We start from the raw sequence: 17,092 nt of genomic DNA on the forward strand, positions 1-17,092 counted from the left end.
TTCTCCGGGCGGGGCTAGCCGTCGAGGGCTTCGATTGAATTAAGCAAACATCCGACTGTTACGCCAGCGCCTACACCAGACGCTCGATCTTCTGATGCTGCCAGACCAGTTTGTAATACAAGGTCTGCAACACCAGCATGCCCAGATAGGCCACCGGAAACGCCATCCACACACCCTGCAAACCGTACTGCCCGTCCAGCCAGTACGCCGCTGGCAGTTGCACGCCAACCACGCAAATGATCGCAATCGCCACCGGCACCAATACCGTGCCGCTGGCGCGCATGATCCCGCCGATGATTGCCTGGAAGCCGAACACCAACAGGCTCCACAACATGATGTGCAGCAGATGCTCAGCCATCGCCCGGGTCGAGTCCTCGGTCAGGAACAGCCCCAGCAGCCAGTGCGACAACAGGTAGCCGAGCACAATCAAACCGCCGGTCAGGCACACGTTGATCAACAGCCCGGTGCGCAGAATCGGCCCCATGCGCTCCAGCCGTCCGGCGCCGATGGCCTGCGCACCGAGGATCGACGCGGTGATCGCAATCGACAACGCCGGAAACTGCACATAGTTGACGATCTGCGTCACCGCCCCATACGCGGCGGTCGCTTGCGAGCCGTGCTGGTTGACCAGCGCCAGGATCACCAGCTCCGACAGCGACAGCACAATCATCTGCACGCCGGTCGGCAGACCGATGCGCAAGACCTTGCCGAGAATCGCCCCGTCAAGGCGCAGCGCGGCGAAGAACTCCCGATCCGGCGCCAACGGGTGCCCCTTGCGAATCAGGCGCCACGCCAGCCACGCCATCGCCGCGAGGTTACCGGCAAGCCCGGCGTACGCCGCACTCTGAATACCCAATTGCGGCAAGCCGAACCAGCCGCGAATCAGCGCCGGGGTCAGGGCCAGCCCGACGCAGGTCGAGACCATCAGCGCCAGCAATGGCGACAGCGTATCGCTGACCCCGCGCAACAGCTGGGTGAACAACACGAACACCAGCAGCGACGGCAAGATCCACATCATCACATGGGCATACGCCACCGCATCGTCGAGCACATCCGCCGGCGTCCCCAGCCCCGCCAGCGCCTGCCGCGCGAACACGCTGCCCAACACCGCCGCCACCAGACCGATCAACACCCCGAGCAACAGCGTTGCCCCGGCAATCGCCTTGACCATGTGCGGCTCACGCGCGCCCCACGCCTGACCGATCAACACTCCGGCGCCTGCGCCGAGGCCGATCACCAGTGCGATAAAGAAGAACACGATGGGAAACATCCCCGATACCGCCGCCAACGCCTGGGTGCCGAGCATCTGGCCGATGTAGATGCTGTTTACCGTGCCCGACATCGATTGCAGAAAGTTCGACAGCACCATCGGCGCAAGGAACAGCAGGTAGGTGTGCCAGAGTGGGCGTTGGGCGACGGCTTGCATTGAATAGAGGTCCATCTCGACGGCGGGAGGGCTGATGGAGGATAGCTTCGGTGAGTTGCACGCGGGGCGCAATTAACATTTCAAATCGGTGTTTATGACCGGTGGCCGCGCCTGTGTAACGGACACGGTTCTGTAGGTGCAAGTTCAGAGCTGTGGTAAACAACTGCCAACTTTGACTTCTCTCATTGAGGCTCTGTTCATGCCGCGCTTTGCCCATCTGCTGACCGCCACCCTCCTCGCCGTGCTCACCACCAGCGCTCACGCCGCCGCGCCTGGCGAAACGTTGAAGCCGTTGCTGGAAACACTCAACGAACGCCTGAACATCGGCGACCTCGTCGCGCTGACCAAATGGGACAGCGGCAAGCCGATTCAGGACAGCCCGCGTGAAGCGCAGGTTATTGCCAATGCCCGCAACCTGGCCACCGAACGCCAGCTCGACGCGGAAGACGTGGCGCAACTGATCGCCGCGCAAATGGAGGCGAATAAACTGGTGCAGTACGGCTTGCTCGCACAATGGCAAGCGTCCGGCGCTGCGCCGGACACCCCGCGCCCCGACCTGGCTAAACAGATTCGCCCACGTCTGGATGAGCTGCAAACCCGCCTGCTGCAGCAATACGCCGATTTCGCGCCGTATCGCCATGATGCGAATTGCCCGGTGTGGCTGGCCAAGGCGCGCATCGGTCTGGCCCACGACGCGCTGCATGAACTGGCCCTGACACGGGCGACCGGTGAGTTGTGTGTGCGGGCGGCGAACTCGCGCTGAGAAACGGCCAGATCAAAAGATCGCAGCCTGCGGCAGCTCCTACAGGGGGGATTGGTGAACCATCATTGCGGTCGATGTTCACCATCACGGCAATGAAGTTCTCATAAAAATTCCACGGCGTAACATCAGCTCCATACCAACCAACAACACCCCGGAGCACACGATCATGAAACGCCAGACCCTTCTCAGCATCGCTTTCTCGGTTTTCGCCATTAACGCTTTTGCCGCCACCCCGGCACACACCCAAGTCGCAGAAGGCGGCTCGGACAAGTTGATTGAAAGTCGTGTTGCTGAGGGCGGTTCTGATCGTCTGATCGAACGCCGCGTTGCTGAAGGTGGCGCTGATCGCCTGATCGAACGCCGCGTTGCCGAAGGTGGCGCTGATCGCCTGATCGAACGTCGTGTTGCTGAAGGTGGCGCTGATCGCCTGATCGAACGTCGTGTTGCTGAAGGTGGCGCTGATCGCCTGATCGAACGTCGTGTTGCTGAAGGTGGCGCTGATCGCCTGATCGAACGCCGTGTTGCCGAAGGTGGCGCTGATCGCCTGATCGAACGCCGTGTTGCCGAAGGTGGCGCTGATCGCCTGATCGAACGTCGTGTTGCTGAAGGTGGCGCTGATCGCCTGATCGAACGCCGCGTCGCATAACTCTGCGGCTTCATCGCAATCACAATGAAAGCCCGGCCTGATCAGCCGGGCTTTTTCACGTCCGGCGCCATCCATTCCCCGACTGGCCACCCACCGCCCATTGCGCATACCATGCGGCCACAACTCCAAAACAGACCTCGACTGCCCATGCTCAAAGCCAGTCTGCGTAGCCACCTCACCCTTTGGTTTGCCGGTTTATCCCTGCTGACGCTGCTGAGCGTGGGCTTCTATGTCGGCCATATCGCCACGGAACAAATGAAGCAGGCCAGCGGCAATGCGTTGCTCAACACCGCGCGCTCGGCTGCATCGTTGTTGGGTGAACGACTGCGCGAACGCCAGTTGGAGGTGTATCTGCTCAGCCGTGCGCCGCATCTGGAGCGTGGTGATCTGGATAACCCGGCGATTCTGAAATCGATGCAACTGCGCACCCAGGCCCGCACCGAGTATGCGTGGATGGGCGTCACCGATGCCGAGGGCAAGGTGCATCAGGCGGTGAACGACTTGCTGGTCGGCCAATCGGTGCAGCAACGGCCCTGGTTCCAGGCCGGGTTGCGCGGCGAGTACACCGGCGATCCTCATGAGGCGGTGTTGCTGGCGAAAATGCTGCCGGCCCTGCCGAACGGTGAACCGCTGCGCTTCATCGATTTCGCCGCACCGATCCGCAACGCAGACGGCCAGGTGATTGGTGTTCTTGGCGCCCACGCACACTGGAGCTGGGTGACGCGCATTGTTGAGTCGGCGGCGCTTTCGCATAAAAACTCAACGCCGGATATCGAAGCGTTGATCATCGATCACGATGGCAAAGTGCTCTACCCGGAAGCGCTGATGGGTCAGCAACTGGCAATTGACACCAAAAGGCAAGGCTGGACGGCGGGCAACGGATTCCTCACCAGCGTGGTCACCGTACCGACGCCATCGAGTACGGTGCTGTCATGGTCGATTGCCGTGCGCCAGCCATTGGAAACCGCACTGCAACCGGCGCGCCTGCTGATGTACAAATTGCTGATCCTGGGTGTGGTCGCGGCGGTGCTGTTCGGCTTGGTGGCTTACTACCTGGCGCTGTACCTGAGCCGACCGATCGAACAGCTCGCGCGCTCGGCGCGGCAAGTGCAAAACCAACAGCCCGGTGCGCAATTCCCGCTGCAGCACCCGGTGCTGGAAATTGCCCAGCTCGGCCAGTCCATTGATGCCATGACGCAATCGCTGCTCGGCAAAGAGCGCGAGCTGCAAGAGGCCAATGCCTCGCTGGAAGCAACCGTCGCGCAACGCACCGCTGCGCTGACGCAGGCCAATGCCGAATTGCTCAGCCTGGCGACCCACGACAGTTTGACCGGCGTTTACAACCGTCGCCGTTTCGACGAGAAACTCACCGAATACACACTGCTGTTCCGCCGCACCGGACGTCCGTTCTCCCTGCTGCTGATCGATGCCGATCACTTCAAGCGCATCAATGATTCCCACGGCCACGCAGTGGGTGATGATGTGCTGCAACAATTGGCGCAGTTGATTCAGAGCAGTTTGCGCACCACCGATTTCGTCGCCCGTTACGGCGGCGAAGAGTTCGCTGTGCTGTTGCCGGAAATCGCCAAACCCGACACTCCGGAAGTCGTCGCCGAGAAGATCCGCGTGGCGGTCGCCGAAGCTCACTTCCCGGTGATCGGGCAAGTGACGGTCAGCATCGGCATCGGCCTGGCGGACCCGGCCGATAACAACCACAACGCACTGATCAAACGCGCCGATCAGCAGTTGTATCAGGCCAAGGCGGCAGGTCGTAATCAGGTGGCGTGATCAGCCCTTCTTCACTTCGCAAATCCCGTTGGCCCGGTTCTTCCCGGTGTACGACACCGCAGGCGAACCGTCGGGATTGATGCTCAGGGAAATGGTCACGCCCGCGCCTTTGGTTTCGAAGTAGTTCTCATTGAATTTCTTCAACTGGCCTTCCTTGCCATTGATGTAGATCGGCCCGCCTTCATCGGCGTGCACTTCGATCTTGCCCGGGCACGTCGCGTTGAGCATAGGGATGCCGGCATGGGCGATTGCGCTGACAAGCAACAGCGGGGCTGCCAGTAGCAGAGATTTCATGGTGAGCTCCTTGAGTGCAACGGTGTGCCGGACGATAGGGAAATACCGCACAAGTACCCTATCGACCCGTGACCGACTGCAGCGTTCCGCGAACACGATCGCCTTGTGCCGATTACTGTTTCAAGTGATCGACCAGCTTGTTGACCACCAGATCGGACACATGGCTGAACGCTTTGCGCAACGCCTCGGGATCCGTGGCGTACTGCTCCGGTGTATAGGCGATGGTGTTGGCATCGTTGGATACAGAGATCGTGTCGAAATTACGCCATACCGCTGAGCCGTTGCGCTTGATTTGCGCCGTGGCACCGATGACGGGATACAACACGGTGCTGAAGTTCTTCAGGCAGAGGCCCCATTGAGAGACCAGAATTTCGACCTCGGCATCGGCTCGCTCACCCTCGCCCACCACGGTAAACAGATGTTCCTGCTGTACGCGTTTTTCGAAGCTTTGCCGGATCAACTGGCTCAGGTCGATGCCATTGGCCTTCATGTTGTTGCGAATCGCCAGAGTGATATCGCCGGTGGCCACGTCCGCCGCTTTCGTCCCTGCCACAGAGCCCGCCCCCGTTAACGCACCGGCGCCAGAAGTCGAAGCACCTGAGGCCATACCTGCCGCTGCGCCGGCTCCAGCACCCAGGCCGGCGCCCCAGGCCTGCGTCATGCTGGTGTATTGAAAGTTATCGACGGCAACAAACACCGGCAGCACTTTCACGGTTTTGATCTGCTGGCGGTCTTCAACGCTGAGATCTTTGGTCACGCAACCCGTCAGCAAAACGAGGGCAGCAACAGCGACGAGTAGCTTTTTCATGTCATTTTTCAATCAAGGACTTGGGTGTCCGGCATATCGCCCGAACACCGCAATACTTGAGTCGCGAAGAAGACGTAGTAGTGACGGTCATGACCCTGGCGGCGGAATCAATCGAGCGTGATGGAGGGGGTTGTCACAGAGAGCATCAACCGACATCGCTGCACCTCAAAAACACGCACGCCCTGTAGGAGCTGCCGTTATTGCGTGAAGGTCTGGAGGTACGCCAGCAAATTGTCGAGTTTTTCTTCGTCGCTCAAGCCCCAGAAAATCATCCGCGTACCCGGCACCACGCCTTTCGGATCCTTCAGATAGGCGATCAGCGTTTCGCGATCCCAGGTCACTCCCGAGTTCTTCATCGCCTCTGAATACACGTAATTCGCTGACGTACCGGCGAGCCGACCGATGATGCCATTGAGTTGCGGACCGAATCCGGGGCGGGCCGATTCGCCGACCTGATGGCAGCCGCCGCACAGACGGGGAAAGATTTTCGCGCCGGCTTCGGGGTCGCCTGCGGCGAGGGTGAACGTACTGGACAGGCCAGTGGCGAGCATCAGGGCGAGTGACAGTGCAGCGGTGTTTTTCATCGAGGGTTCCGGATCGGTCTGCATCGGGCGACGCAAGGGTAGCATTATGTTTTTACAGGTAAGCGCCAATGATCTTTCTGACTTTGCTCAACGCCTGACGCAACACGTCCATCTCTACCGAGCCCAACGCCAGGCGAATCGCATGCGGCATATGACCCGCCACCGAAAACGGTTCGGCCGTGGTGACGGAAATCTGCTCGTGCATCAGCTCGACGACAATCTGATCGGCGCGCACATCTTCCGGCAGCGGTAGCCACAGGAAATACGACGCCGGATGACCAATGCTCGGCAGGCCTTTCAACACTTCGGTCGCCAGTGCCTGCCGCGCCTTGGCGTCGTTGCGCTTCTGTTCTTCCAGCAACGTTACCGTGCCGTCGTCGAGCCAGCCACAGGCGATGGCAGTCATGACGCCTGGGGTGTTCCAGGTCGTGGCGCGGATGATGCGTTCCAGTGCTGGCACCACGTCGGTCGGGGCGGCGATGAAACCGACACGCAGGCCTGTGGCGATGTTTTTCGACAGGCCCGACACGTACACCGTGCGCTCCGGCGCCAGATCGATCAGCGTACGCGGTGGGTTTTCAACCAAAAAGGCGTAGGCCGCGTCTTCGATTATTGTCAGATCATGTCGCCGGGCAATAGCCACCAACTGCTCGCGCTGCGCCAGCGGCATCACCCAACCCAACGGGTTGTGCAACGTCGGCATGCTGTACACGGCGCGCACCGAGCGGCTGCGACAGAGTTTCTCCAGCGCGACGAGATCCGGCCCTTGATCACCGAGCGGAATGGCTACGACTTCCAGATGCAGCGCTTCGGCCAGCACCTTGAACCCGGAATAGGTCAGCGCGTCGGCGGCGATCACATCGCCGGGTTTGAGCAGCGCCATCAGCGTGACGGCCAGGCCTTGCTGGGCACCGTTGACGATCAGCACTTGCTCGGCCTCGACCCTCACCCCGCGCGTCAGTAGGTGCCGCGCGACCGATGCACGCTCGTGGCCGCGCCCGGCATGCGGTTGATAACGCAGCAACGCCTCCAGATCGCCGGACAACGCCAATTGGCGCAACGCTGTGCGCAACAAATCCGCCTGACCGGGCAACGACGGGTAATTGAAATTGAGGTCGATCATGCCGACCGCCACGTCTTTCTGATCGATGCCCTGCCCCGGCGACAACGACGTTTCGCGGACAAACGTACCGCGCCCGGTCTCGCCGCTGATCAGGCCCATGGCCTCCAGCTCTGCATATACCCGCGAGGCCGTGACCAGCGCCAACCCTTCCTGAGCCGCCAGTTGCCGATGGGTCGGCAACCGTGTACCTGGCGGCAACATCCCCGAGCGAATGTCCGCAGCAAAGGCGTCAACCAGTGTCTTGTAGCGCGAACGTGGCATGCCGGATGTATCCATGACAATTCTTTGATTGTGCTGATTCTCGGCTCTAGCATGACCGCAATGCAACCCACTTCCGAGCGTGAACGGTGATGGAAAGGACTTCGAATCTGACGACCCCGGCACTGGAAAAAACCAGTGGCTGGATCAACGGTTTTATCGGCGTGGTGATCTTCAGCGGTTCGCTGCCGGCCACGCGTATGGCGGTGCTGGAGTTCGATCCGGTGTTTCTCACGGTGGTCCGCGCCGCCATCGCCGGGGTGTTGGCGGTGGCGCTGTTGTGGCTGTTTCGCGAGCGGCGCCCGGCGCGCAATCAGTGGTTGTCGCTGTTGATTGTCGCGCTGGGCGTGGTGCTTGGCTTTCCACTGTTGACCGCACTGGCGTTGCAACACGTGACGTCGGCGCATTCGATTGTGTTTGTCGGCTTGCTGCCACTGGCCACAGCGATTTTTGCTGTGCTGCGCGGCGGTGAGCGGCCGCGACCGGTGTTCTGGATTTTCTCGATGCTCGGCAGCGCGCTGGTGGTCGGCTTCGCGCTGGCACAAGGTCTGACCGCCTCGCCCACTGGCGATCTGCTGATGCTCGCGGCGATTCTGGCCTGTGGTCTCGGTTATGCCGAAGGCGCGAAGTTGTCGCGCACTCTCGGCGGCTGGCAGGTGATTTGCTGGGCGCTGGTGCTTTCGCTGCCACTCATGGCGGTGTTGAGTGTGTGGCTGGCGCCCGCCTCGTTCAACGCAATCAGTCTGTCGGCGTGGCTATGTCTGGGCTACGTGTCGCTGTTCAGCATGCTGATCGGTTTTGTGTTCTGGTATCGCGGTCTGGCTCAGGGCGGGATTGCCGCGGTCGGTCAGTTGCAATTACTGCAGCCGTTTTTCGGTCTGGCGCTGGCGGCGACGCTGCTGCATGAACAGGTCAGCCTCGGCATGCTCGCCGTGACGTTTGGCGTGATCCTGTGTGTCGCCGGGGCGAAGAAATTCGCCAAATGATCCTCAGGCACCCGCCTTCCACTCGCGTGGGCTGAGCCCGGTCTTGCGCCGAAACGCCCGGGCCAGCGCCGAAGGACTTTCGTAACCGACCTCTTCGGCAATCAGCGCAATCGGTCTGCCTTCGCGCAGGCGTTTCTGCGCCAGACTGACGCGCCAGCTCAGCAGGTAATCGGCCGGCGTTTGCCCGACAACCCGGCGAAACTGCTCGGCAAACCCGGCGCGGGACAGGTTGGCGACAGCGGCCAGATCCGCCACGCTCCAAGGTTTTTGCGGTTGCTCGTGCATCAGGTTCAAGGCACGGGACAGGCGTGGATCGGCTAGACCGGCGATCATCCCCGGTTGTTGCTCCCGACTGCTGATCAAGTGCCGCAGCAACAGAATCACCAGCAGTTCGAACAGGCGATCCATCACCGCCACCCGCCCGCAATGACCTTCGAATGCTTCCTTGAACAGCCATTCCACGGTGTTGCCCAGTTCCGGGATGTCCGTCAGTTTCAGCACCAGATAATCCGGCAGCGCCGCCGCCAGGGCATTGCCGGAGCCGCCATCAAACGTCAGCGTGGCGCAGACCAATCGGGTGTCCATGGCTTCATCGGCAAACATGCGATGGGTAAAGGGTCGGGGGAAGAAGATCAGCGACGGTTCGCTCAGACGAATCTCACGCTCGTTGCCCGGTTTGAGCAGCAATTCACCGGCCTGCAAAAGATGCACATGCCCCACCGGCTCGTTGTCATGAACGCTGACGCCGCAAAACGCGCCGCTGTGGAACGTACCGGCATTCACGCCGAAATGGCTGAGCAATGTTGAAAGGCGATCCATGGACGACTCCGAGGGCATATCTGGACGATCTGCCGCATATCCTCGACGATTTGCCGCCAACCCACCAGCCCGGCTCAATAACATGACCTCCATCCCCGGCGCACTTCGCACCGGACTTTCGGAGAATCACCATGAGCCGCATCCACGCTATCAGCCTCGAAACCGCCGCCGACGCCAGCCGCCCTGTGCTGGAAGGCGTGAAAAAGAAAATCGGTTTCCTGCCCAACGTCTTCACCACCCTGGCCAAAGCACCGGTGGCCCTCGAAACCTACGTGCAAGCCTCGGCGATCCTCGGCAAGACCTCGCTGAACGCCCAGGAAAAAGAAGCCGTGTACCTCGCCACCTCACAGGTCAACGGTTGCGACTACTGCCTGGCGGCACACACCTTGTTTGCCGGCAAAGCCGGGCTCTCGGCGCAGGACATCGTCGCCGCACGCCAGGGCGAGCTCAACGCCTACGCCACCCTCGCCCGTCAGCTGACCGAAAGCCGCGGCCATTTGACTGATGAACAGATCGCCGCCGCCCGCGCCGCCGGCATCGACGACGTGAAGATCATCGAAGTGATCGCACTGGTGGCCGTACAGAGCCTGACCAACTACCTGAACAACGCGGCACTGACCGATATCGACTTCCCGGCCATCTGAAGTCTGGCCACACAACAACACCAGTGGGGGCGAATCTGCAAGCGCTAGCGGCGTGTCATTCAAAGCATCTTTGACCGACCCGACGCCATCGCGAGCAGGCTCACTCCTACATTGGGACTGAGTACATCCGATAGAAAATTGGTCGGCTGCCAGGCCGCCTTCGCGAGCAAGCTCGCTCCCACAGAAAAAAAGCACTTCCCACCTCGCACCGCATCGCTTCTAACCACTCAACAGGATGAGCGTTAGCTCGGCTGCCGCTCTTGATCTTGATCTTGATCCACGAGCGACGTCGGAAGGCTGAGTGGAGGGATTCATCCGGGCGTGGGAGCGCAGCGACCGTTTGGCGCAGCCAAACACATCGAGAGGAGGTGCAGCGAAGCAAACCGTAGGCGATGCGCCCGGAGGGATCCCGGAGCGAAGGAACCCCGAGCCCCAGCGAGCGGGCCGCACGTAGGAGCAAGCGTTTTTTTGCTTACTTTTTTTTAGGCGTTTGTAAAAAAAGTGAGTCGCCGTAAGGGCGAAACCCTAAGTGGCCGTGACCGCAGCAACGGATATATACCCGGTCAGCCAGACAATCAGTGATGCACCTCACCCGCCCGCTTCAACAATTTCTTGCACCGCTCAGACAAATGAAACACCTGCAAATGCTTACCCGCCTTGGCATAGCGCTCGCGCAGAGTCCTCAAAGCCGCAATCGCCGAATAATCAACAAAACTCAAATGCCGACAATCCAAAGTCACCCGGGCCGGATCATTAGCCGGATCAAACTGATTGAGAAAGGGCGTAGTCGAAGCAAAAAACAACGTGCCATGCAAACGATAAAGCTTGCTGCCGTCAGCCTCCAGATGCTCATCGGCATACAACTCACGCGCCTGCTGCCAGGCAAAGTTGAGCGCAGCGATGATGATGCCGCACAACACCGCGGTGGCCAGATCAGTGAACACAGTGATGGTAGTCACAGCAATGATCACCAGCACATCATTGAGCGGCACTTTGTTCACCACCCGCAACGACGCCCAGGCAAAAGTCTGCTGCGACACCACAAACATCACACCCACCAGCGCCGCCAGCGGAATACGCTCGATCAGCGGCGACAGAAACAGAATGAACAACAGAATCAGCACCCCAGCGACCACGCCAGACAAGCGCCCGCGCCCACCGGAGCTGAGATTGATCACGGTCTGGCCGATCATCGCGCAACCGCCCATGCCACCGAATGCGCCCGAGACCATATTGGCCGCACCGAGCGCCACGCACTCGCGATCCGGGTAGCCACGGGTTTCGGTGATTTCGTCGGTCAGGTTCAACGTCAGCAGGGTTTCCAGCAGACCGACCAGCGCCATCAGAATCGCGTAAGGCGCGATGATGCGCAGGGTTTCAAGATTCCACGGGATGTCCGGCAAAGCGAACGTCGGCAAGCCGCCGGCAATGTGCGCCATGTCGCCGAGGGTGCGGGTCGGCAGGCCGAACAGATAGACCAGCAGACCGACGCCGAGGATCGCCACCAGTGCCGGCGGCACCGCTTTCGTCAGACGCGGCAGGATATAGACGATGGCCATGGTCAGCGCCACCAGCCCGGCCATCAGGTACAACGGCGTACCGCTGAGCCAGTCCTCACCGTTCTTGAAATGTTCCAGTTGCGCCAGCGCAATGATGATCGCCAGGCCGTTGACGAAGCCGAGCATCACCGGGTGCGGCACCATGCGCACCAGTTTGCCAAGGCGCAGCAAACCGAACGCCATCATGATCAAACCGCCAAGCAACACCGTCGCCAGCAAATACTGCACACCGTGCTGCACCACCAGCGCAACGATGACCACGGCCATCGAACCGGCCGCGCCGGAGACCATGCCCGGCCGGCCGCCGAACAACGCCGTCAGCGTGCAAATGATGAACGCGCCATACAGGCCCATCAGCGGATTGAGGTGCGCCACCAGTGCGAACGCAATGCATTCGGGCAACAGGGCAAACGAGGTGGTGAGTCCGGCCAGGACATCGGCGCGCAGACGAATCGGTTTCATGGCTTACCTGATTGAGCGGCCGCCGAGTGCGGCTGCAGGTGTTCGGGAAAAAGAGGGTTGCGGATGTTACGGAATTGTCGCGGATCGGGCCAGTGAACGCTGACACTTGTCGGCCCGACCTTTATGCTGGCCCGCTCCTCTGGTCATTGAGTTCGACATGTCTGCATTTCTGAGCGCCCGCGAGGTGTGTCAGCGTCTGCGTGAAGCGGCGTTGGGCGTGCTCGCTTTGAAAATCTGCGAGCGGCCTACCAAGGCCGGGCTGGTCACGGTCGATATCGAAGGCTGGCAGTTGCGGCTGGATGTTGAAGGTGGGCGGTTACATCACTGTGAATTCGCCCGCAATGGTGACGGACAAGAAGGCGCGCTGGACAGTTGGCAGCGTTACGGCACCGATCCGGTGAGTTTGCTCAGTACCTGGGAATTGGCGCAGATCGAGCGATTGCTCAACGCGCAAACGAACGAGGTTGCTCAATGATGGCACTATGCCCATAATTCGCGCCCTCCTCTATTCCCACGCAAGGAACTGCCGTGAAGAAGTCGCTGTTGTTGATCCCGATGCTGGCCCTGCTCCTGCAAGGCTGTGGCATGACCATGACCCGTTACGAACCAAGCTTCGAGAACGTGCAGAAGCTCAAACAAACCCCGCCGCTGCACGCGATCAGCAATCCTCAGGTCACGGCCGAATCCGGTGAAGGTTCGCTAGTGGTCCGTGCCAACCCGGTTCGTTCGCCCTCCGGCAGCATCCCGGCACACATTCAGGACGCGATCACCGACGAACTGCGCAAGGCCGGTCTGCTCGATCCGCAGGCTCAGCGTCAGTTGAAAGTGCTGGTGGTGAAGAACGAACTGTCCGCCGGCATGGGCACGGGCGACGGCAAACTTGCTGCACGTTTCACTCTGCTCAACGGCAACAATGTGGTGTACGACGCGACCAAGAATGTCAGCAGCCAATGGAGCAGCAGCTTCTTCGGTTTCATTGCGATCCCGAACGCAGTCAACGCTTACAACCCGATGGTGCGTGACTTGCTCAAGGAACTGTACAGCGATCCACAGTTCATTCAGGCCCTGAAGTAAGGATAAAAAAAGAGCCGCGATTGCGGCTCTTTTTTTGGCTTCAGCCCCGTGGAATGCGGGTTTCGAGTGCCGAGTACTTCAGGTTCTTGCTATCAACCATCTGCTTGAGCAGCGCGTTGACCTGGCGGGTGAAGGTGTCATTCACCGCGTCTTTAGGTGTGTTGGCCATCAGCGGGATAAACCAGATGCCGAACCAGGTGCCGACCGCATCGTGGTTGCTCGCGGTGGTCAGGGCCTGACCTTGGCCATCCAAGCCTTCCAGGCTCAATGTGTACTGATCGGTGCCATACGCCGGGATCACCATCATGCTGAAGCCGCTGATGAAGGCCAGCACCATAGAACCGGCATTCGGCGGATGGTTGTACATTTTCAGACGCAGGCTGTAATCGCCCGGCTGCTTCTGGAACTCGTCCAGGGTGACACGGCCGAACAGACCCGAGTCAGTGAGAATTTTTTGCAGCTGTGGTTTCAGTTGATCGCGCGCTTGTGGCACTTCCACAGCGGAGCCGCTTTTCGGTTCGCCCTGGTAGAAGTCGAAATCGACGTAGACGTTTGGCTTGTTGGTGTAGCTGGCCATCGACGGCATGGTCACCGGCGCCACTTCGTCTTTGGTGAAACTGGCACAACCGCCCAGCGCAAGTACCAGCCCCAGCGCCAGAATTTTCCCGAATTGCATGATGTCCGTCCCTATGTGTACAAGACCAAATGATGGCATTGCGCCTTCATTGTGAAGGCCGGGCGGATTCTAGAGAGAGCGGCCTTCGGGCGAAAGCCTGAATTGAGGAAATCAGCAAAAAAATTTGCTCAGCCCTGCCGCAAGTCGAGGTTGTAGGTGTAATAACCGCTGTCACGCACGTAGCCGAGGGATTCGTACAAGCCTTGAGCCGTGAAGTTGTCGGTGGCGGTTTCCAGTACCAGCCCTATGGCACCGGTCGCCAAGGCAAAGTCACGCGCCGTGTTCATCAACAAGCGGCCAATCCCACGCCCACGGGCGGCGGGCGTGGTGAACAGGTCGCTGAGTAGCCAGGTGCGGTGGGCATCGATGGACGAGAACGTCGGATACAACTGCACGAACCCCAGCGCCTCGCCCTTTTCATCCTGAACCAGAAAAATCGCGGATTCATCGCCGGCCATGCGCGCGGCGATGAAGGTTCGTGATTGCTCAAGGTTCGACGGCTGCTGGTAAAAGACTCGGTAAGCGTCGAACAACTGCGCCACCGCATCCAGGTGTGTCGCGTCGGCCCGCAGTGTCTGAAGGGTCATGTGCCTGCTCCGTTTCCAGTCAATGATCGAACCAGCATAGCGTCGCCCTTCGAGTGTGCTGGCTTCATCGCTATATAGTTTTGTATATTTCGAAACCGAAATCGCCAGAATCTTTCCATGCCGTCCAGCCATCCTGTATTGCCATGAGTGCCATCCGCGTACGCAACGAGCAGTTGATCCTCGCCGCTGCCAGCGAGGAATTCGCCGCCAACGGCTTCAACGCCACCCAGACCCGCGATATCGCGGCGCGTGCCGGGGTGCCCAAAGCCAATCTGTATTACTACTTCCAGAGCAAGGAAAACCTCTACAGCAAAGTGCTGCTGGGGTTTGTCGAGCCGCTGCTGGAAGCCTCGGCGGTGCTGCGTGAAAGTGATGATCCGCTGACGGGACTGCGCGCCTACGTGGCCGCACGCATTCGCATCGCCCGCGAACATCCGGCGATTGCCAAGGTGTTCAGTGGCGAATTGTTATTGGGCGGTCGCCAGTTGCCGGATGAGTGCCGCGATCTGTTGCAGGCCGAAGCGCGGCGCAACGTTGAATGTCTGCGCAGCTGGATCGAGCGCGGTTTGCTCGCGCCGGTGGATCCGGAGCATTTGATGCTGTTCATCTGGTCGGCGACGCGCACGTACACCAATATCGGCTGGCAGATGGGCCGGATCATGGGGCGCGAAGTGCCGCAGGATGAGGATTATCAAACGGCGGCACAGACGATCACGCGCATGGTGCTGGAGGGCGTGGTCGTAGCGCCGCGGGTGGGCGAGATTCGTGGGGTGTTGTTTGCGACGTGATGGCGCAATGCTGCGCAGATCAGGGCATGAAGTCTACGGGGAGTTCCAGATGATCTTTCATGCGCTCGTTCCAGTCGTGCAAAGCGCCGGGTAGACGTTTTTTCCATTTCGCAACATCGGTGTAATAGCGCAGGCGCGAGTGTCCGGCGTTGTCGTAGGTAACCAACAAGACCCAGAAATGGCCATCGGCTGACCGCATCACGATGCCGGTGCCACCCAGGCCGCGCATCCACATCTCCCAGACCTGACTACCCGGTACATCAGCGGAAGATTCAGCGGTCATCAACGAGCCGGACTTTTCCACCAGCGTCTGATAATCAGTCTTGAGCAACGTGTGCAGTGCCTGGTTTTCTCCCGGTGTTTGCGCCAGGCCCAGGCTGAGCATGTCGTAATCCAGCGTCAGCGGTTGCTGCGAAGCGACAAAACGACCGGTGTAGTAGACGCCCAACCCGGCACTGCAATATCCGCCTGCACCGACGAGAGAAATATCCAGCACACCATTGATGGGGGTGAACAACAGGGTGCACTGGTCTTCCGAGTAAACGGCTTTACCGTCCTTGAGTGTGGCAACGCCATCCAGATCACCGGAGTTGGCGCCCTCAGCCGCCGTGATGTCGATGCTGATGTGCGTGGGGTCGCGGCGCTGGGTTATGACTGTCGCCGAGGTTGAGGTCCCTGGCGGAATGAGCTGCCAGGTCGCGTCCCAACTGAAGGGCTGGGTGGCGTGTTCAAGTTCGGTCAGGCGCATTAAATACTGCCGACGCAAACAGGCTGTCTGATCGCCACAGGCGTTGCGGTTTTTCAGCCACTGCCGCTGGTCTGCCTTGAGGGCTTTGGCATCGGGGACATCAGCCGATGTCGAGTGCCAGAGCTTGCCCAGCTTCTCATCGAGTTGCGAGATCTGCGGGTCGCCACAAATGGCTTTTTCAGTTTTGCTGGCAGCGCTGGCGCAATCGAAACTGCTGGCGTGGGTGATAGAGGCAAACGCAAGGCACATCAGCGCCAAGGCATGACGCCGGGAGATAGCGAACATCGAGAGATTCCATTCTTCGGACGGCGCGCAGTATGCCAGTGCTGCCAGCGGAAATCCCTGATGGTCACAGCAATCAGGATTCTTCAATCAATGTGGGAGCGAGCTTGCTCGCGAAAGCGGTGGATCAGCCACTATCAATGTCGACTGACACACTGCCTTCGCGAGCAGGCTCGCTCCCACAGGGTTTTGTCTGGATGGTCAGAACGTGATGCTGGCTGCGGGTTTGACGTCGATACGCGCCACCGAGCCAGTCAGATGCGCCAGATCCTTGTTGTGCTCGGCGATGATGTCTTCGGCGCTCATATTGCCGTTGTCGACGGTGGAATGCGCGTCGGCGGCAAGCACTACGTCATAACCCAGCTCATGGGCCCGGCGTACGGTCGCATTGACACAGTAATCGGTTTGCAGACCGCAAATAACCAGTCGTTCGAAGTCTTCACTTGGCAAAAATTTACCCAGGTCAGTCTGGTAAAACGAGTCCCGGGTGGTCTTGCGTACGCGCAGGTCCTTAGGCGATGTCTCAAGCCCTTCGGCCAGTTGCCAGCCTTCGGCACCATGGGCCAACGGGCTGTCCTTTTCTTCATGCTGGATCAGCACCACGGGCACGCCAGCCTTGCGTGCGCGAGCACTGAGACCGTTGATGGTGTCGAGCACGCGCTGAATGTCGTAGCACTGATATTCGCCCGAGCAGAGGGCGCGCTGGACGTCGATGATCAGTAATGCGGTGGTCATGATGAGCCTTCCTTGATCAGTCCTTGAGACAGGGGCGGACCT

19 protein-coding genes are annotated in these 17,092 nt (G+C 60.0%); 8 read left to right on the forward strand and 11 right to left on the reverse strand.

The annotated features are described in order from the left end of the window. Positions 1–70: 70 nt before the first annotated feature. Positions 71–1,426, reverse strand: coding sequence for an MATE family efflux transporter (locus tag AB4N74_RS12745; protein WP_099756614.1), 1,356 nt, complete (start codon positions 1,424–1,426; stop codon positions 71–73). 199 nt (positions 1,427–1,625) lie between these two features. On the opposite strand from AB4N74_RS12745, the gene AB4N74_RS12750 reads away from it, so the two are divergent. From AB4N74_RS12750 to AB4N74_RS12760, 3 genes are all read left to right on the forward strand, one after another. Then, a complete protein-coding gene (locus AB4N74_RS12750; protein WP_093441152.1) occupies positions 1,626–2,189 on the forward strand; it encodes a chorismate mutase in 564 nt (187 codons plus the stop codon). A 166-nt stretch (positions 2,190–2,355) separates the two neighbouring features. Further along, positions 2,356–2,835 (forward strand): phage infection protein, encoded by a 480-nt coding sequence (locus AB4N74_RS12755; RefSeq protein WP_258708449.1) that lies wholly within the window; start codon positions 2,356–2,358, stop codon positions 2,833–2,835. A gap of 147 nt (positions 2,836–2,982) precedes the next feature. Beyond that, positions 2,983–4,623 (forward strand): sensor domain-containing diguanylate cyclase, encoded by a 1,641-nt coding sequence (locus AB4N74_RS12760; protein WP_093441156.1) that lies wholly within the window; start codon positions 2,983–2,985, stop codon positions 4,621–4,623. On the opposite strand, the gene AB4N74_RS12765 is transcribed toward AB4N74_RS12760, so the two are convergent. From AB4N74_RS12765 to AB4N74_RS12780, 4 genes are all read right to left on the reverse strand, one after another. Continuing rightward, positions 4,624–4,917: a hypothetical protein gene (locus tag AB4N74_RS12765; RefSeq protein ID WP_175553880.1), complete on the reverse strand. Its 294-nt coding sequence runs from the start codon at positions 4,915–4,917 to the stop codon at positions 4,624–4,626. Positions 4,918–5,029: 112 nt separating this feature from the next. Then, complete coding sequence (locus AB4N74_RS12770) at positions 5,030–5,725, reverse strand: hypothetical protein (protein ID WP_093441166.1); 696 nt, start codon at positions 5,723–5,725, stop codon at positions 5,030–5,032. A gap of 197 nt (positions 5,726–5,922) precedes the next feature. Then, positions 5,923–6,309 (reverse strand): c-type cytochrome, encoded by a 387-nt coding sequence (locus tag AB4N74_RS12775; protein ID WP_460100571.1) that lies wholly within the window; start codon positions 6,307–6,309, stop codon positions 5,923–5,925. 52 nt (positions 6,310–6,361) lie between these two features. After that, complete coding sequence (locus tag AB4N74_RS12780) at positions 6,362–7,693, reverse strand: aminotransferase-like domain-containing protein (protein WP_460101138.1); 1,332 nt, start codon at positions 7,691–7,693, stop codon at positions 6,362–6,364. Between the two features lie 89 nt (positions 7,694–7,782). Between AB4N74_RS12780 and AB4N74_RS12785 the strand changes: the two genes are divergently transcribed. Further along, positions 7,783–8,676 carry a DMT family transporter gene (locus AB4N74_RS12785; protein WP_460100574.1) on the forward strand — a complete coding sequence of 298 codons (894 nt, stop codon included), beginning with the start codon at positions 7,783–7,785 and terminating at the stop codon, positions 8,674–8,676. A 3-nt stretch (positions 8,677–8,679) separates the two neighbouring features. Here AB4N74_RS12785 and AB4N74_RS12790 read toward each other — a convergent pair whose 3' ends face one another. Next, positions 8,680–9,495, reverse strand: coding sequence for an AraC family transcriptional regulator (locus AB4N74_RS12790; RefSeq protein ID WP_095048045.1), 816 nt, complete (start codon positions 9,493–9,495; stop codon positions 8,680–8,682). A 131-nt stretch (positions 9,496–9,626) separates the two neighbouring features. On the opposite strand from AB4N74_RS12790, the gene AB4N74_RS12795 reads away from it, so the two are divergent. Then, positions 9,627–10,139, forward strand: a complete 513-nt coding sequence (locus tag AB4N74_RS12795; protein WP_186625250.1) for a carboxymuconolactone decarboxylase family protein — start codon at positions 9,627–9,629, stop codon at positions 10,137–10,139. A 575-nt stretch (positions 10,140–10,714) separates the two neighbouring features. On the opposite strand, the gene AB4N74_RS12800 is transcribed toward AB4N74_RS12795, so the two are convergent. Continuing rightward, positions 10,715–12,160 carry a SulP family inorganic anion transporter gene (locus AB4N74_RS12800; RefSeq protein WP_093441205.1) on the reverse strand — a complete coding sequence of 482 codons (1,446 nt, stop codon included), beginning with the start codon at positions 12,158–12,160 and terminating at the stop codon, positions 10,715–10,717. A gap of 157 nt (positions 12,161–12,317) precedes the next feature. On the opposite strand from AB4N74_RS12800, the gene AB4N74_RS12805 reads away from it, so the two are divergent. After that, a complete protein-coding gene (locus AB4N74_RS12805) occupies positions 12,318–12,635 on the forward strand; it encodes a DUF7693 family protein (protein WP_257355493.1) in 318 nt (105 codons plus the stop codon). Positions 12,636–12,688: 53 nt separating this feature from the next. Continuing rightward, positions 12,689–13,234: a hypothetical protein gene (locus AB4N74_RS12810; protein ID WP_460100578.1), complete on the forward strand. Its 546-nt coding sequence runs from the start codon at positions 12,689–12,691 to the stop codon at positions 13,232–13,234. A gap of 40 nt (positions 13,235–13,274) precedes the next feature. Here the strand turns inward: AB4N74_RS12810 and AB4N74_RS12815 are convergent, their stop codons facing one another. Beyond that, positions 13,275–13,910, reverse strand: coding sequence for a hypothetical protein (locus tag AB4N74_RS12815; protein WP_460100581.1), 636 nt, complete (start codon positions 13,908–13,910; stop codon positions 13,275–13,277). A 128-nt stretch (positions 13,911–14,038) separates the two neighbouring features. Beyond that, positions 14,039–14,497 carry a GNAT family N-acetyltransferase gene (locus AB4N74_RS12820; protein ID WP_460100584.1) on the reverse strand — a complete coding sequence of 153 codons (459 nt, stop codon included), beginning with the start codon at positions 14,495–14,497 and terminating at the stop codon, positions 14,039–14,041. 143 nt (positions 14,498–14,640) lie between these two features. Between AB4N74_RS12820 and AB4N74_RS12825 the strand changes: the two genes are divergently transcribed. Further along, complete coding sequence (locus AB4N74_RS12825) at positions 14,641–15,285, forward strand: TetR/AcrR family transcriptional regulator (RefSeq protein WP_093441219.1); 645 nt, start codon at positions 14,641–14,643, stop codon at positions 15,283–15,285. Between the two features lie 19 nt (positions 15,286–15,304). On the opposite strand, the gene AB4N74_RS12830 is transcribed toward AB4N74_RS12825, so the two are convergent. Together AB4N74_RS12830 and AB4N74_RS12835 are read right to left on the reverse strand one after the other, a co-directional pair. Beyond that, positions 15,305–16,318, reverse strand: coding sequence for a lysozyme inhibitor LprI family protein (locus tag AB4N74_RS12830; protein WP_320337608.1), 1,014 nt, complete (start codon positions 16,316–16,318; stop codon positions 15,305–15,307). Between the two features lie 198 nt (positions 16,319–16,516). Further along, positions 16,517–17,050 (reverse strand): cysteine hydrolase family protein, encoded by a 534-nt coding sequence (locus tag AB4N74_RS12835; protein WP_099756626.1) that lies wholly within the window; start codon positions 17,048–17,050, stop codon positions 16,517–16,519. Between the last annotated feature and the right edge of the window lie 42 nt (positions 17,051–17,092).

It is taken from the genome of Pseudomonas sp. H3_C08 (genome assembly GCF_054669455.1).

What these genes read in the sequence shown, in the direction of transcription:
- AB4N74_RS12745 (WP_099756614.1), bottom strand. Translation starts at nt 1,426, where the DNA reads ATGCAAGCCGTCGCCCAACGCCCACTCTGGCACACCTACCTGCTGTTC.
- AB4N74_RS12750 (WP_093441152.1), top strand. Translation starts at nt 1,626, where the DNA reads ATGCCGCGCTTTGCCCATCTGCTGACCGCCACCCTCCTCGCCGTGCTC.
- AB4N74_RS12755 (WP_258708449.1), top strand. Translation starts at nt 2,356, where the DNA reads ATGAAACGCCAGACCCTTCTCAGCATCGCTTTCTCGGTTTTCGCCATT.
- AB4N74_RS12760 (WP_093441156.1), top strand. Translation starts at nt 2,983, where the DNA reads ATGCTCAAAGCCAGTCTGCGTAGCCACCTCACCCTTTGGTTTGCCGGT.
- AB4N74_RS12765 (WP_175553880.1), bottom strand. Translation starts at nt 4,917, where the DNA reads ATGAAATCTCTGCTACTGGCAGCCCCGCTGTTGCTTGTCAGCGCAATC.
- AB4N74_RS12770 (WP_093441166.1), bottom strand. Translation starts at nt 5,725, where the DNA reads ATGAAAAAGCTACTCGTCGCTGTTGCTGCCCTCGTTTTGCTGACGGGT.
- AB4N74_RS12775 (WP_460100571.1), bottom strand. Translation starts at nt 6,309, where the DNA reads ATGAAAAACACCGCTGCACTGTCACTCGCCCTGATGCTCGCCACTGGC.
- AB4N74_RS12780 (WP_460101138.1), bottom strand. Translation starts at nt 7,693, where the DNA reads ATGCCACGTTCGCGCTACAAGACACTGGTTGACGCCTTTGCTGCGGAC.
- AB4N74_RS12785 (WP_460100574.1), top strand. Translation starts at nt 7,783, where the DNA reads ATGGAAAGGACTTCGAATCTGACGACCCCGGCACTGGAAAAAACCAGT.
- AB4N74_RS12790 (WP_095048045.1), bottom strand. Translation starts at nt 9,495, where the DNA reads ATGGATCGCCTTTCAACATTGCTCAGCCATTTCGGCGTGAATGCCGGT.
- AB4N74_RS12795 (WP_186625250.1), top strand. Translation starts at nt 9,627, where the DNA reads ATGAGCCGCATCCACGCTATCAGCCTCGAAACCGCCGCCGACGCCAGC.
- AB4N74_RS12800 (WP_093441205.1), bottom strand. Translation starts at nt 12,160, where the DNA reads ATGAAACCGATTCGTCTGCGCGCCGATGTCCTGGCCGGACTCACCACC.
- AB4N74_RS12805 (WP_257355493.1), top strand. Translation starts at nt 12,318, where the DNA reads ATGTCTGCATTTCTGAGCGCCCGCGAGGTGTGTCAGCGTCTGCGTGAA.
- AB4N74_RS12815 (WP_460100581.1), bottom strand. Translation starts at nt 13,910, where the DNA reads ATGCAATTCGGGAAAATTCTGGCGCTGGGGCTGGTACTTGCGCTGGGC.
- AB4N74_RS12820 (WP_460100584.1), bottom strand. Translation starts at nt 14,497, where the DNA reads ATGACCCTTCAGACACTGCGGGCCGACGCGACACACCTGGATGCGGTG.
- AB4N74_RS12825 (WP_093441219.1), top strand. Translation starts at nt 14,641, where the DNA reads ATGAGTGCCATCCGCGTACGCAACGAGCAGTTGATCCTCGCCGCTGCC.
- AB4N74_RS12830 (WP_320337608.1), bottom strand. Translation starts at nt 16,318, where the DNA reads ATGTTCGCTATCTCCCGGCGTCATGCCTTGGCGCTGATGTGCCTTGCG.
- AB4N74_RS12835 (WP_099756626.1), bottom strand. Translation starts at nt 17,050, where the DNA reads ATGACCACCGCATTACTGATCATCGACGTCCAGCGCGCCCTCTGCTCG.